This is a genomic window from Streptomyces sp. CNT372, assembly GCF_000377145.1.
Map to the genome: position 1 here is coordinate 1 of NZ_KB897776.1, position 13,669 is coordinate 13,669.

The window sequence follows — 13,669 nt, forward strand, 5'->3', positions numbered from 1 at the left end:
CGGTGACCGCCTTGACGACGTCCGGGCCGGTGATGAACATCTGCGAGGTCTCGCGGACCATGAACACGAAGTCCGTGAGGGCCGGGGAGTACGCGGCGCCGCCCGCGCAGGGGCCGAGCATCACGCTGATCTGCGGGATGACCCCGGAGGCACGGGTGTTGCGCTGGAAGATCCCGCCGTACCCGGCGAGGGCCGAGACGCCCTCCTGGATACGCGCGCCCGCGCCGTCGTTCAGGGAGACCAGCGGCGCACCGGCCGAGATGGCCATGTCCATGATCTTGTGGATCTTGGTGGCATGGGCCTCGCCCAGCGCACCGCCGAAGATCCGGAAGTCGTGCGCGTAGACGAAGACCGTCCGGCCCTCGACCGTCCCCCACCCGGTGATCACACCGTCCGTGTAGGGCTTCTTCGCCTCCAGGCCGAAACCGCTGGCCCGGTGGCGGCGGAGCTGCTCGACCTCCTTGAAGGAACCCTCGTCCAGCAGGAGCTCGATGCGCTCCCGGGCGGTCAGCTTGCCCTTGGCGTGCTGCGCCTCGGTCGCCCGGTCACTCGGGCCGCGCTGCGCCTGCTCGCGCAGCGCGTGCAGTTCGGCGACGCGGCCGCGTGCGTCGGTCGGCTCGCTGGTGGTCTGGTCCAGAACGGTCATGCACCGACCCTACGGATCCGACCAAGAAAACCCCGCCGTCGACTCCACACAGTCTCGCGGCCGTTCTCCTGTCGGCCTCGTACAGAACCGTCCGACGGGGAGCGCCAACCACCAGCTCGGGACCGGTCCGCGTTGTGGAGGTTCGACAACGCGGTGGAGATGAGAGCCGGGCCACAGGGAAGCGTCGGAGCTCCGCCGCACGGGTTAACGCGGGTGCGGCGCCGGGCTGCGGGCACGTGCCGGCGACCCCGCACAGGATGCCATCCGGAGCGATGGAAGGGCGCGGCGCTCCGGTCCGCGTGGTCGCCACCGACAGCCGCGACCGAGTAGTTGAAAGTTGAAGGGAATGGGTCTAGGGTCGCCTTTGTTGAAGCTTGAACAACATGCCGGGGAGCACCCGGCGCCCGTCCCCGAGGAGCAGACCATGGGCATCTTCAGCCGCGGCACCGCCGCCCCGACCACCTCCGCCGCCACCGTCGACCCCGCGCTCGCCGCCCTCTCCGGCGAGTACACGCTGGACCCGGCGCACACCAGCATCGGCTTCACCGTGCGGCACGCGATGGTGACCAATGTGCGCGGCACGTTCGGCGCCTTCGAGGGCACCCTGAACCTCGACGGCAGCGACCCGGCCCGCTCCACCGCGTCCATCGACGCGGATATCGCCTCCATCGACACCGGTATCGCCGATCGCGACGCCCACCTGCGCAGCGCCGACTTCTTCGACGCCGAGACGTTCCCGAAGATGACCTTCCGGTCCACCTCCGCCGAGCAGCTCGGCGGTGACACCTACCGGATCACCGGCGACCTGACGATCCGGGACGTCACCCGCCCCCTCTCCGTCGTCCTGGAGTTCCAGGGCTCGGCCACCGACGTCTACGGCAACGAGCGCGTCGGCTTCGAGGGCGGCGCGGAGATCCTGCGCTCCGAGTGGGGCCTGACCTGGAACGCGGCGCTGGAGACCGGCGGCGTCATGGTGAGCGACAAGGTCAAGCTCACCTTCGACATCTCCGCGATCAAGAAGGCAGGCACCGCGGCCTGAGCCCCGGGGCTCCGTCGCCCCGCGCCCTGCGTGAGCGCGCCCGCCCGGCCTCCCCGGCCCGGGCGGGCGCTCGCGCGTCCCGGCCGGGCCGGGCCCGGAGGCCTCGCTCCGGGGCCGGGCACCGGTGGGTCACAGGCCGCCGGTGTGGAGGAGCCGGTTCGGGGAGCCCGGGTCCACGGTGAGGGCGTCCGGGAGCGCGGTTTCGAGGAGCTGTGCCTCGATCGTCTCCGCCGTGGCGGTCGGGGCGGCGGCGCGGGCGAGGAGGGCGGCGCCCGCGACGTGCGGGGCGGCCATGGAGGTGCCGTCGAGGGCGGTGCTGCCGCCGCCGAGGCGGGCCGAGACGATGCCGGCGCCCGGGGCGTAGAGGGCGAGGCACTCCCCGTGGTTGGAGAAGGAGGTCTCGCGGTCCTCGGCGTCGCTGGCCCCGACGGTGAAGGCGCGAGCGGCGGAGGCCGGCGAGACCTCGCAGGCGTCGATGTCGTCGTTCCCCGCCGCGACCACGGGGACCACCCCGCCGGCCGCGACCCGGTCCAGGGCCGCGTTGACCGTCGGGGAGGCCGGGCCGCCGAGGGAGGCGTTCATGACCGCGGGCTGCCGGGCGTTCCGCGCGATCCAGTCGAGGCCGGCCATGATCCCGGACCAGGTGCCCCGGCCCTCGCAGTCCAGTACGCGGACGCTGACCAGGTCCGCCTGGCGCGCCACCCCGTAGGAGGCGCCGCCGACCGTCCCCGCCACATGGGTGCCGTGGCCGTTGCAGTCCGCGCCCGCCCGGCCGTCGCCGACCGCGTCGAAGCCGAGGCGGGCCCGGCCGCCGAACTCGCCGTGCGCGTAGTCGATGCCGGTGTCGAGGATGTAGCCGGTGGTGCCGGCGCCCGTGCCGGTGACGGTGAACTCCTGGTCCAGAGGCAGGTTCTCCTGGTCGATCCGGTCCAGCCCCCAGGAAGCGGCCGGGGCCAGGGCGCGCGGGGCGGCGGGCCCGGTGACGTCGGAGGTGACCTCCGCGTCCTGTTCCACGGCGGCGACGCCCGGGTGCCGCCGGACGGAGTCGAGCTGCTCCGGGGTGAGCCGGGCGGCGAAGCCGCTGAGCACGGAGGAGTAGGTGAAGAGGGAGGTGACCCCCAGCTGCTCCGTCGTCGCCTCGGCGTCGGCGGAGTCGGCGAGGGAGACGATGTACTGGCCGGCGACGGGCGCGCTCGACCGGTACAGGGGGGCGAGGGTGCCCCGGGAGGGGGTGGGGTCGGTGGGGTCGGCGGCGGTCGTCGGACCGGTGGAGACGAGGAGCGCGGCGGCGGCCGCGGCGCAGGCGCTGAGCCTGGTGGTGTGGCGCATGCGCACGAGACAAGCACGCTGCGTAGGTGATTACTACTCTCGGTAGCTCTTTCCGGGCACACGCCCCCACGGTTGCCGTACAGCCGTGCGGCGGTGGCACCCGGGCCCGGGTGCCACCGCCGGATTCCCTGGGACCCGCTGTTCAGGCCCGCTTCCGGCGAACCTCCGCTCAGAACCCCCCGCCGCCGAAGTCACCGCCGCCGAAGCCGCCGCCGCCCCAGTCGCCGCCGCCGAAGCCGCCACCCCCGAAGTCCGAGTCGGAGAAGTCGGATCCGGAGACGTCGCCGCCGCTCCAGCCGCCGCCGAAGTCACCGCCGCCGTACTCGGCCGCGTAGGCGGGGGTCGCGAGCATATGGCCCATCATCGTGCCGACCAGCAGGCCCGGCAGCAGGCCGCCGCCGAAGTAGCCGCCCGCCCAGGGGCCGTACGCCGGGCCGGCCTCCCAGTAGGGGCGGCGGCCGGACTCGGTCTCCACGGTGCGTGCCTCGGGATCGGCGCCCGTCTCGATCCGGGCCTTGTCGGCCGCGCAGGCGGGGACGTCGCGCACGGTGCCGCCGGACGGCGCCCAGGGCACATCGGCCACGGACGGGCCGTGCCGGGGGTCGAAGAAGCAGGGGGCGCGCCGTTCGGGCACGGGCCGGCCCGTGCGCCGGGCGTCAAGGACCGCGAGCGCGTGGCGCCCGTCCTCCAGGGCTTCCGTGACGGGCCGGACGTCCGAGGGGCGTTTCGCCTTGTCCATGCGGGACTTGGCCGTCTCGTAGGAGTCGAGGGCGCCCTCGTAGTCGGCGCGCATGGTGTCGGTGGCGCCCTTCTCGCCCGGGTGGAAGTCGAGGCGTTCCAGCTCCTCGCCGAAGGCGGTGATGTCCTCGTCGACGACGACCCGGAGCCTGTCCAGGGCCTCGGCGTCCTCGCGCTCGCGGCGGCGGCGCCGGGTGCGGGAGACGGTGAGGGCGGCGGTCGTGCCGGCGACGGCGAGGACGCCGAGGCCGATCAGCAGGCCGACTCCGTTGGGTGAGCCGGTCCCGGTCCCGGTGGTGGAACCGGAGTCCCAGGAGGCGGGCGCGCTGCCGCGGACCTCGGGCAGGGCGCGGTCGACGAAGTCGTTGAGCTGGGTGACGGCGTCGGTCGGGCCGCCGGCCTTGACGGCGGCGCTCAGCTCACGGACCTGGGGGGTGGGCAGCACCGCGCGGTCGGCGCCGGCGTCGAAGCCGTCGCCGAGGCGGACGCCGTACAGCCCGGTGATGCCGGTCTGCGCCCGGAGGTCGGACAGCAGCCGGTCGGCCGGGAACTGGTCGGTGGCGGGCAGCAGGGCCAGGAACACCGGCTTGTCGGCGTTCTCGATCCGGGTGGCCAGGGCGGCGGCCTCGGGCTCCGAGAGCTGTCCTGCCATGGACGGGTGGACGTACACCGGGCCCTGCTGCAGGGCCGCGGCGGCGTCGGAGAGATCCGCGGCCCGGGCGGTGGACGCCGGGGCCAGGATCAGGAGCAGTGCGATCGTCAGCCCCGCGAGGGCCGACACTCGGGTGAACGGCCGTGTCCTCATACATAGACGCTACCCGAACAGGCATCGAACGGGACATAGTCGCAGCTCCCGGGCATCGCGGAGGGCCCTGGGGCGGGTGCCGGGGGGTCGGTGCCGAGGTTTCGGGGACGGGCCTCCCGGGCGGCGGGGCGGGCGCCCGGGAGGCCACCGGCGGCTCAGGCCGCGCGGTAGGCGGTGATCAGCTTGGCGACCGCGCCCGCCGGGTCACCGCTCAGCAGCCGGTGGTCGGCCTCGGCGAACGGCTTCGCCACCCGCTCGGTGAGGTCCTGGCTGATACGCTGCTGGACGATCTGCCGTGCCGTGCCGACCAGTTCCCTGGCCTGCTCGGACCTGCCCCGGCCCGCCGCCTGGAGGACCTTGGCCGCGAGCTGGGCCGCCTTCAGGGTCAGCTCGCCACCGGGGGGCGTCTTCTTCAGGGTGGTCAGGCCCCAGCCGTAGGGGAATTGGGGGTCGTAGTCCGCGTCGCCCACGTTGATCGGCACCTGGGCCTCCGACTTCGGCCACGTCACCGGGAGCTGCCCGGTGAACGGCCGCTCTCCGTAGAGGACGTCGGCCACACCGTCGCCTTCGGTGCCCGGCAGCCAGGAGGCGACCAGGGCGTCGATCGCGCCGAGGCGGTCGCCGATGAGCTGCGGACGGCCGGAGACGACGAGTACCACGCACTCCATAGCGGCGCAGACCCGGTCCACGGCGGCCTTGTCGGCGTCGCTCAGCTCCAGGTCGTGCCCGTTGCCGACGTCGCCGATGCCCTCCGCGTACGGGGTCTCGCCGACGACGACCACGCCCACGTCGTAGCCCTCGGCCGGGGTGGAGGCGTCCGCCGAGTAGGCGATCTCCGCGTCCGGTGCGGCCTTGCGCAGCCCCTCCAGGATCGTGGTGCCGGGGGTGGTGGCGCCGGAGGCCCCCTGCCAGCTGATGGTCCAGCCGCCGGCCTGGTTGCCGATGTCGTCCGCGTTGGACCCGGCGACGTACACCTTCTGCGAGCGCTTCAGCGGCAGCACCCCGCCGGCGTTCTTCAGCAGCACCTGGGACGCGGCGACGGCCTCCCGGGCGACCGCGCGGTGGGCGGGCGAGCCGACCGAGTCCAGGTGGGTGGTGTCGGCGTACGGCTTCTCGAAGAGGCCGAGGCGGAACTTCTGGGTGAGGATCCGGGAGACCGCGTCGTCGACGCGGGCGGGGCTGATCCGCCCGGCGGTGACCTCCTCCTCCAGGGTGCGGGTGAAGTCCTGGTAGTTGGTCGGCACCATGATCATGTCCAGGCCGGCGTTGACCGAGGTGCGCACGTCGCTCGGGTAGTCGCCGGGGATCTGGTCGATGGCCTGCCAGTCGCTGATGACGAAGCCGTCGAAGCCCATCCGGTCCTTGAGGACCCCGTTGATCATCTCGCCGTGGGCGTGCATCTTCAGCGGACCCTCGCCGTCACCGGTGATGTCGAGGGAGGAGTAGGAGGGCATGACCGTGCCGGTGCCGCGTCTCACGGCCTCGGCGAACGGCGCCAGGTGCACCTTCTCCAGTTCCTCCCGGCTGACCCGGGTGACGCCCTGGTCGATGGTGTACGAGCCGGTGGTGGAGGAGCCGAACTCGGTGCCGCCGTCGCCGACGAAGTGCTTGGCGCTGGTGAGGACCTTGTCGTTGCGCTTCAGGTCACGGCCGTCGGCCGCGCCCTGCATCCCGTCGATGACCGTCTCCATGGCGGTGACCAGGGCCGGGTCCTCGCCGAAGGCCTCGTAGGAGCGGCCCCAGCGCTCGTCCCGGGTGACGCAGACGCAGGGGGCGAAGTCCCACGGGATGCCGGTGGCGCGCACCTCCTTGGCGGTGACCGCGCCCGTGCGCTCGGCGGTCTTCGGGTCGCGGCCCGCGCCGATGCCGATGTTGTGCGGCATGATCGTCGCGCCGATGACGTTGTTGTGGCCGTGGACGGCGTCCACGCCGTAGATCAGCGGGATCTGGAAGCGGGTCGCCCGGGCGCGCAGCTGGTAACCGTCGATCATCTTCGCCCACGCGGCCGGGGTGTTGGGCGCGGGGACCGAGCCTCCGCCGGAGAGCAGGGAGCCGAGGCCGTAGGCGGCGATGTCGCCCCGGGAGCGGAGCGCGTTGCGCTCGGCCTGGGTCATCTGGCCGGCCTTCTCGGCGAGGGTCATCCGGGAGAGGAGGTCGGCGACCCGCTTCCGCACGGGCAGCCCGGCGTCCAGGTAGGGCAGGCCGTGGGCGTCGATAACGATCTGCGGGGTCTCGGCGGGGGCCTTGGCGCCGGTGACGGTGAGCTGGAGCGGAATCGTCTCGGCCGCCTCGGCGGAACGGTCCTTCTTCGTGGTGACGGAGACCGTGCGGGAGGTCCCGGAGGCGGTGCCGACGGGGAAGGTGACGGTGCCGGAGACGGGCTCGAAGTCCTTGCCGGGCTCGGCGCGGCCGTCCTCGCCGGTGCGGTAGGCGACGGTCACGGGCTCGTCCAGGGGCGCGGAGCCGGTGGTGCCGACGGTGATCCTGGCCCGGGCGGTGCCGCCCTCGCCGACCGGGTACACGGCGGCGTCGGTGGTGACGCTCGCCTTGAGGGCGGGGTCGGCCTTCCCGTACAGCTCCAGGCCGTCCATGGCGAAGGTGCCGGGGGTGCCGGGCGGGAGGGTGAGGGCCCAGCCCCACATCTCGTCCAGGCCGAGGATCCGGTCGATCCCGCCGACGGGCTGGTAGTCGGCCCGGTAGACGAAGTCTGCGAAGGGGAGCTCGACCAGCCGCCAGCCCTGCCAGTCGTCGGTGAAGGAGGTGGTCCACAGCTCGGAGGCCCCACCGTGGGCGCCGCCGTCCTTGATCTCGAAGTTGATCCGCTTGCCCGAACCGGGCGGCAGGGGCGCGGTGTTCTGGCCGTACCACCAGAAGCGGAGGCCCTTGGCGGCGGTCCAGTCCTTCGGGGGCCGGTCGACGGCGAACTCGTGGCTGAGGCCGCCCCAGCCGCTGATGTCGTACCTGCCCTGGAGGACCTTGGCGCCCTCGGGGGCGTCGGCGCGCTCGGCGAACTCCAGCTGAGGGTGGTCGTCGGCGTCGCTGCCCCAGGTGAAGATGCCGTCCGCGGGCGGGGTGGCGAACGGCACCTCGCCCTCGAACCGGTCGACGGGCACGGGGGCGGGCTCGTCGGCGGGGACCGCGGCGGCGGTGCCGGGCAGGGCGCCGGCGAGCAGGGAGGCGAGCACGGCGGTGGCGGCGGCCAGCGCCGTGCCGACGGTGCGCGGCCCGGTCCGTGATCTGGGGCGGGGGCGGGGCATGACGGCTCCTTCGCGAGGGATGGCGGTCGTGCGGGACGCCCCGCGCACCGCGCCGCGGGCGGCCGCACGGGTGCGGCGCCGAACCCTTCGCGAAGCCGGTTCCTGCGGGGTGCGGCGAGTCAACAACCCCTCGATGCCGTCGTCAAGACTTCACACCGGAATCGCCTGAAGTCCAATTCGCTTGGCCTGAACGGCGGTTGTGTCTTCACTTCATGAATGCACGGGCCCGTGACGGCCCTTCGTTCCCACAGTTCACTGACACAGCGCACCGCACCCCAGCCCGCACCCCGCGCACCCGCGGACCCGCCCGCGCGACTGCACCGCTACTCCGTCGGCTCGATGCCCGCCCGCAGCAGCCCGTAGGTGTACGCATCCTCCAGGGCCTGCCAGGAGGCGGCGATGATGTTGTCCGCGACGCCGACGGTGGACCACTCGGCGGTGCCGTCGCCCGTGGAGATCAGGACCCGGGTGGTGGATCCGGTGCCGTGGCCGCCCTCCAGGATGCGGACCTTGTAGTCGATCAGCTCCAGCTTGGCGAGCTGCGGGTAGATCTTCTCCAGGCCGACGCGCAGGGCCTGGTCGAGGGCGTTGACCGGGCCGTTGCCCTCGGCGGTGGCGAGGATGCGCTCGCCCTTGGCCCAGAGCTTGACCGTGGCCTCGTTGGCGTGGGTGCCGTCGGGGCGGTCCTCGACGATCACCCGCCAGGACTCGGTGCGGAAGTAGCGGCGGGCGCGGCCCTCGGCCTCGGCGCGGAGCAGCAGTTCGAAGGAGGCGTCGGCCGCCTCGTAGGTGTAGCCCGCCAGTTCGCGTTCCTTGACGCGCTCGACGACCCGGCCGACCAGTTCGCGGTCGTCGCCGAGGTCGATGCCCAGCTCCTTGCCCTTGAGCTCGATCGAGGCGCGGCCGGCCATGTCGGAGACCAGCATCCGCATGGTGTTGCCGACCTGCTCGGGGTCGATGTGCTGGTAGAGGTCCGGGTCCACCTTGATCGCGGAGGCGTGCAGTCCGGCCTTGTGGGCGAAGGCGGAGACACCCACATAGGGCTGGTGGGTGGAGGGTGTGAGGTTGACGACCTCGGCGATGGCGTGCGAGATCCGGGTCGTCTCGGCGAGGGCGCCCTCGGGCAGGACCCGCTTGCCGTACTTCAGTTCCAGGGCGGCGACCACCGGGAAGAGGTTGGCGTTGCCGACCCGCTCGCCGTAGCCGTTGGCGGTGCACTGGACATGGGTGGCGCCCGCGTCCACGGCGGCGAGGGTGTTGGCGACCGCGCAGCCGGTGTCGTCCTGGGCGTGGACGCCGATCCGGGCGCCGGTGTCGGCGAGGACGGTGGCGACGACGGCGTGCACCTGGGCGGGGAGCATCCCGCCGTTGGTGTCGCAGAGGACGACCACGTCCGCGCCGGCCTCGTACGCGGCGCCGACCACGGCCTTCGCGTAGGCCGGGTTGGCCTTGTAGCCGTCGAAGAAGTGCTCGCAGTCGACGAACACCCGGCGGCCGTGCTCGCGCAGATGGGCGACGGTGTCCCGGACCATCTCCAGGTTCTCGTCGAGGGTGGTGCGCAGGGCCAGCTCCACATGCCGGTCGTGCGCCTTGGCGACCAGGGTGACCACCGGGGCCCCGGACTCCAGGAGAGCCTTGACCTGCGGGTCCTCGGCGGCGTTGCCCCCGGCCCGGCGGGTGGCGCCGAAGGCGACGAGCTGCGCGTTGCGGAAGGTGATCTCGCGCCGGGCGCGGGCGAAGAACTCGGTGTCCCGGGGGTTGGCGCCGGGCCAGCCTCCCTCGATGAAGCCCACACCGAAGTCGTCCAGGTGCCGGGCGATGGTCAGCTTGTCCGCGACCGTGAGGTTGATCCCCTCGCGCTGCGCGCCGTCGCGCAGCGTGGTGTCGAAGACGTGGAAACTGTCGTCCACCTGCGTGGCCTGGCCGTTGGTGGTCATGCTGTCCTGACTCCTGTCGGATGAGTGGCTCCGGAATGATGGCTCCACTTGCCCCCGTCGCCGCGCGCCGCTCGTCGGGCCGTGGTGGGGCCGTAAAACGAAAAGACCCCTCGCGGGTGCGAGAGGTCTGCGCGCGGGTCTGGGGCACGGTGCCCGCCGTCCGCGGGATTGCTGTCCACGGTTTCAGCGGTCACTGCGGACCGGCGCGCTGCTGCCGATAATCATGGCGAACGAGAGCACGGGGGCAGTCTGCCACAGCCGCGCCGCCCCGCGGACCGCGGTCTCACGATGCGGGCGGTGGCGGTGGGACGGCCGGCGCGCCCCACCCCCGGGCCGTTCCCTACACCAGCAGTCCCTCCGCCACGAACTCCCGGACGTGGGCCAGCACCTGCTCGCGGCCCGTGCCCGGTATGCCCACGGCGACATGGACGCTGAAGCCGTCGAGCAGGGCGCGCAGCCGGGCGGCGAAGCGGTCGGGGTCGACGGGGCGGAACTCGCCGCGGGAGACGCCCTCGGCGAGCAGGGCGACCAGGTCGCGGTGCCAGGCGCCCTCGATGGCGGCCTGGCGGGCCCGGGCGTCGGCGTCCGCGTTCTGCGAGCGGTTCCAGACCTCCAGCCAGAGCGTCCAGTGCGGGTCGCGCGGCCCGTCCGGGACATAGAGGTCCACATAGGCGCCGAGGCGGTCCCGGGCGGTGCCCGGGGCGGAGAGCAGGGCACCGCGTTCCGCGCCGAGGCGGCCCTCGCTCCACTCCAGGGTGCGCAGCAGCAGCTCGTCCTTGGTGCGGAAGTAGTAGAGGAGGTGGCCACTGCTCATACCGACCTCGCGCCCCAGCCCGGCCATGGTCAGCCCGTCGAGGCCGCGCTCGGCGATGGTGTCCATGGCCGCGGCGAGCACGTCCTCGCGGGCGGGCGCGGTGTTGCGGCGGCGGGGGGCGGGGGTCACGCGGCGGCGGCCGGGGACGGGGTGAGGTTCACCCGTACGTTGTACCCGATCGCCGGGCCCGGGCGGGGCACGGCGACCGGGTCCGGGCGGCGCCCGGCGACCGGGTCCGGGCGGGGCGCGGCGACCGGGCCCGTCCGAGGCCCGGCGACCGGGTCCGGGTTCAGACCCGCGGCTGCTGCTGGGTGATGCAGTGGATACCGCCCCCGCCCGCGAAGATCGCGCGGGCGTCGACCAGAGTGACGGTGCGCCCGGGGTAGGCGCGGCGCAGGATGCCCGCGGCGATCTCGTCGCGCGGGTCGTCGAAGGCGCAGAGCACCACCCCGCCGTTGCAGACGTAGTGGTTGATGTACGAGTAGTCGACCCACTCGCCGTCCTCGTCGCGGAGCACGGTCGGCGCCGGGACCTCGACGACCTCCAGCGGCCGCCCCCTGGCGTCCTTCTGGGCGCGCAGCAGGGCCACGTTGGCCTTACAGAGCTCGTGGTCGGGGTGGGCCGGGTCGGGCTGGGTGTGGCACAGGACGGTGCCGGGCCCCGCGAAGGCGGCGACGATGTCGACATGGCCGCGGGTGCCGTACTTCCCGTAGTCGCCGCTCAGACCGCGCGGGAGCCAGATCGCCCGGGTGGTGCCGAGGCGGGCGTGGATCTCCCGCTCGACCTGCTCCCGGGTCCAGCCGGGGTTGCGCTCCGGGCCGAGCTGCACCGTGTCGGTGAGCAGGACGGTGCCCTCGCCGTCGACATGGATCGCACCGCCCTCGTTGACCAGCGGGGACGGGTGGACGGGGACGCCGGCGAGGTCCGCGACCTGCCCGGCGATCCTCGCGTCGTGCTCCCAGCGGGCCCAGTCGGCGGCGCCCCAGCCGTTGAACACCCAGTCGACCGCGGCCAGTCGCTCGCCGTCGGTGACGAAGGTGGGGCCGATGTCGCGCATCCAGGCGTCGTCCAGTTCACGCTCGACGACCTCGATGTCCGGGCCGAGCAGGGCACGGGCGGAGTCCCCCTGCCCCGTCCCGGCGACCACGGTCACCGGTTCGAAGCGGCGGACCGCGTGGGCGACGGCGGCCCAGGCCGCTCGTGCCTCGGCCAGTTCGGCGTCGTCGGTGAAGGTCGGGTTGGGGCCGGGCCAGGCCATCCAGGTGCGCTCGTGCGGGGCCCACTCGGGCGGCATACGGAAGGTCACAGCGGGTCCTCACGAAAGACGGTGAATGTTTGAGCAACACTCTAACCATCGATTTCGATTTCTGCTGAGGCATTGACTTGATCTGCTCGTCACCCCCACATTGAGCAGCACTCGATTAGAGCGTCACTCAAACACCCCGTGGACGGAGCGCGCCGTATGCCGATGGAACTGCGAGGGGTCGACACCATCCCCGAGGAGGAGCGCACCAGCACCCCGAAGGACCTGATGGCGATCCTGCTCGGGTCGAACCTCTGCCTCGGGGTGGTCGTCTTCGGCTGGCTGCCCGTCTCCTTCGGTCTCGGGCTGTGGCCGGCCGTGACCTCGATCGTGGCCGGCACCGTCGTCGGCATCGCGGTCACCGCGCCCCTGGCCCTGATCTCGCTGCGGACCGCGACCAACCTCTCCACCTCCAGCGGTGCGGCCTTCGGCGTCCGGGGGCGGCTGGTCGGCTCGGTCGTCGGACTGCTGCTCTCCCTCGGCTACACCGCGCTGACCCTGTGGATCGGCGGCGACGTGATGCTCGGCGCCCTCGCCAGGATCGCGGGCGTACCGACCGGCGGAGCGGCCCACACCGTGGTCTACGCGCTGCTCGCCGGGTGCACGGTCGTCGGGGCGGTGTACGGCTACCGGCTGCTGCTGCGGCTCAGCAGGGTCCTCGCGGTGGGCATGACGGCGCTGCTCGCCCTCGGACTGATCGCGTACGCGCCCGAGCTGACGACGGCCCCGCCCACGGGCACCCCGTATCTGCTGGGCTCGTTCTGGCCGACCTGGGTGCTGGCCGCGGTGGCGGCCGGGCTCAGCGGACCGATCGCGTTCATCACCCTGCTCGGCGACTACACCCGGTACATCTCCCCCGCGCGCCACAGCCCGCGCCGGGTCCTGCGGGCGACCTGTCTCGGGCTGCTCGCCGGGCTGCTGGTCCCCCAGCTCTTCGGGACCTTCACCGCGCTCGCCGCCCGCGCCGGGTCCGACTACGCGGGCCCGCTGGTCGCCGCCTCCCCCGCCTGGTACCTGGTCCCGCTGCTGCTCGCCGCTGCGGCGGGCTCGGTGGGCAACGCGGGTCTGATGCTCTACTCGATGGGCCTGGACCTCGACGCGATCCTCCCGCGCACCACCCGCGCCCGGGCCACCCTGGCCGTCGCCGCGGTGGCCACCGCCTTCGTCTTCCTCGGCCACTTCGTGTGGGACGCGCGGTCCGCGATGACGAGCTTCGTGCTGCTGCTCACGGCGGTCGGCACCCCGTGGGCCGTGATCACCCTGACGGCGCATGCGCGCTGCGGCGGCGCCTACGACCCCGAGGCGCTCCAGGTCTACAACCGGCGCGCACACGGCGGGGTGTACTGGTTCCACGCGGGCTGGCACCCGGCCGCGACGGCCTGCTGGGCGCTGGGGGCGGCGGCCGGGCTGGCCGCGGTCTCCACACCCGTGTACGAGGGGCCGCTGCTCGCGCTCACCGGCGGGATCGACTGCAGTTTCGTGCTGTCGGGCGCGGTCGGCGGGCTGCTGTACGCGGCCTGGGGCGCCTGGGGCGCGGGCAGCGCGCCGGGGGTGGCGGGCGCGGGCCGCCGGTCCGCCCCGGCGGGCGCGGAGGCCGGACCGGCAAAACGGGCGCCCCAGGCCGGATGACCGCCGGGAGCGAGGGTGGGACCGGCGTCAGGGGACCTGACGCGGGAGCGCGGCGTGGCTTGAGCCGCGGCCGGGCCGCCCGGCGAAAGGCGGGGCGGCCCTGAGCAGGGGCGCCGCACGGTGCGGGGCCGCGACCCTCGGGGTCGCGGCCCCGGGGCCACGCCGTGCCGGG

9 protein-coding genes are annotated in these 13,669 nt (G+C 73.5%); 2 read left to right on the plus strand and 7 right to left on the minus strand.

Annotation, left to right across the window (positions count from 1 at the left end; genetic code table 11):
• The coding region (locus tag C593_RS0100005) for a carboxyl transferase domain-containing protein (protein ID WP_018845243.1) at nucleotides 1-646 on the minus strand (646 nt) is incomplete at its 3' end.
• 424 nt (nucleotides 647-1,070) lie between these two features.
• Between C593_RS0100005 and C593_RS0100010 the strand changes: the two genes are divergently transcribed.
• A complete protein-coding gene (locus C593_RS0100010) occupies nucleotides 1,071-1,685 on the plus strand; it encodes a YceI family protein (protein ID WP_018845244.1) in 615 nt (204 codons plus the stop codon).
• A gap of 129 nt (nucleotides 1,686-1,814) precedes the next feature.
• Here C593_RS0100010 and C593_RS0100015 read toward each other — a convergent pair whose 3' ends face one another.
• The 6 genes from C593_RS0100015 to C593_RS0100040 all read right to left on the minus strand — a co-directional run bounded on the left by C593_RS0100015 (nucleotide 1,815) and on the right by C593_RS0100040 (nucleotide 11,871).
• Nucleotides 1,815-3,014: a S8 family peptidase gene (locus C593_RS0100015; RefSeq protein ID WP_026277209.1), complete on the minus strand. Its 1,200-nt coding sequence runs from the start codon at nucleotides 3,012-3,014 to the stop codon at nucleotides 1,815-1,817.
• Nucleotides 3,015-3,183: 169 nt separating this feature from the next.
• Nucleotides 3,184-4,557 (minus strand): hypothetical protein, encoded by a 1,374-nt coding sequence (locus tag C593_RS0100020; protein WP_026277210.1) that lies wholly within the window; start codon nucleotides 4,555-4,557, stop codon nucleotides 3,184-3,186.
• A gap of 155 nt (nucleotides 4,558-4,712) precedes the next feature.
• Entirely contained in the window at nucleotides 4,713-7,814 is a 3,102-nt protein-coding gene (locus C593_RS0100025) for a glycoside hydrolase family 3 N-terminal domain-containing protein (RefSeq protein ID WP_018845247.1), read from the minus strand.
• Between the two features lie 323 nt (nucleotides 7,815-8,137).
• Nucleotides 8,138-9,751 carry a citramalate synthase gene (cimA, locus tag C593_RS0100030; RefSeq protein ID WP_018845248.1) on the minus strand — a complete coding sequence of 538 codons (1,614 nt, stop codon included), beginning with the start codon at nucleotides 9,749-9,751 and terminating at the stop codon, nucleotides 8,138-8,140.
• Between the two features lie 340 nt (nucleotides 9,752-10,091).
• Nucleotides 10,092-10,694 (minus strand): TetR/AcrR family transcriptional regulator, encoded by a 603-nt coding sequence (locus tag C593_RS0100035; protein ID WP_018845249.1) that lies wholly within the window; start codon nucleotides 10,692-10,694, stop codon nucleotides 10,092-10,094.
• A gap of 160 nt (nucleotides 10,695-10,854) precedes the next feature.
• A complete protein-coding gene (locus tag C593_RS0100040) occupies nucleotides 10,855-11,871 on the minus strand; it encodes an agmatine deiminase family protein (RefSeq protein ID WP_018845250.1) in 1,017 nt (338 codons plus the stop codon).
• A gap of 156 nt (nucleotides 11,872-12,027) precedes the next feature.
• On the opposite strand from C593_RS0100040, the gene C593_RS0100045 reads away from it, so the two are divergent.
• A complete protein-coding gene (locus tag C593_RS0100045; protein WP_018845251.1) occupies nucleotides 12,028-13,497 on the plus strand; it encodes a cytosine permease in 1,470 nt (489 codons plus the stop codon).
• Nucleotides 13,498-13,669 lie beyond the last annotated feature (172 nt).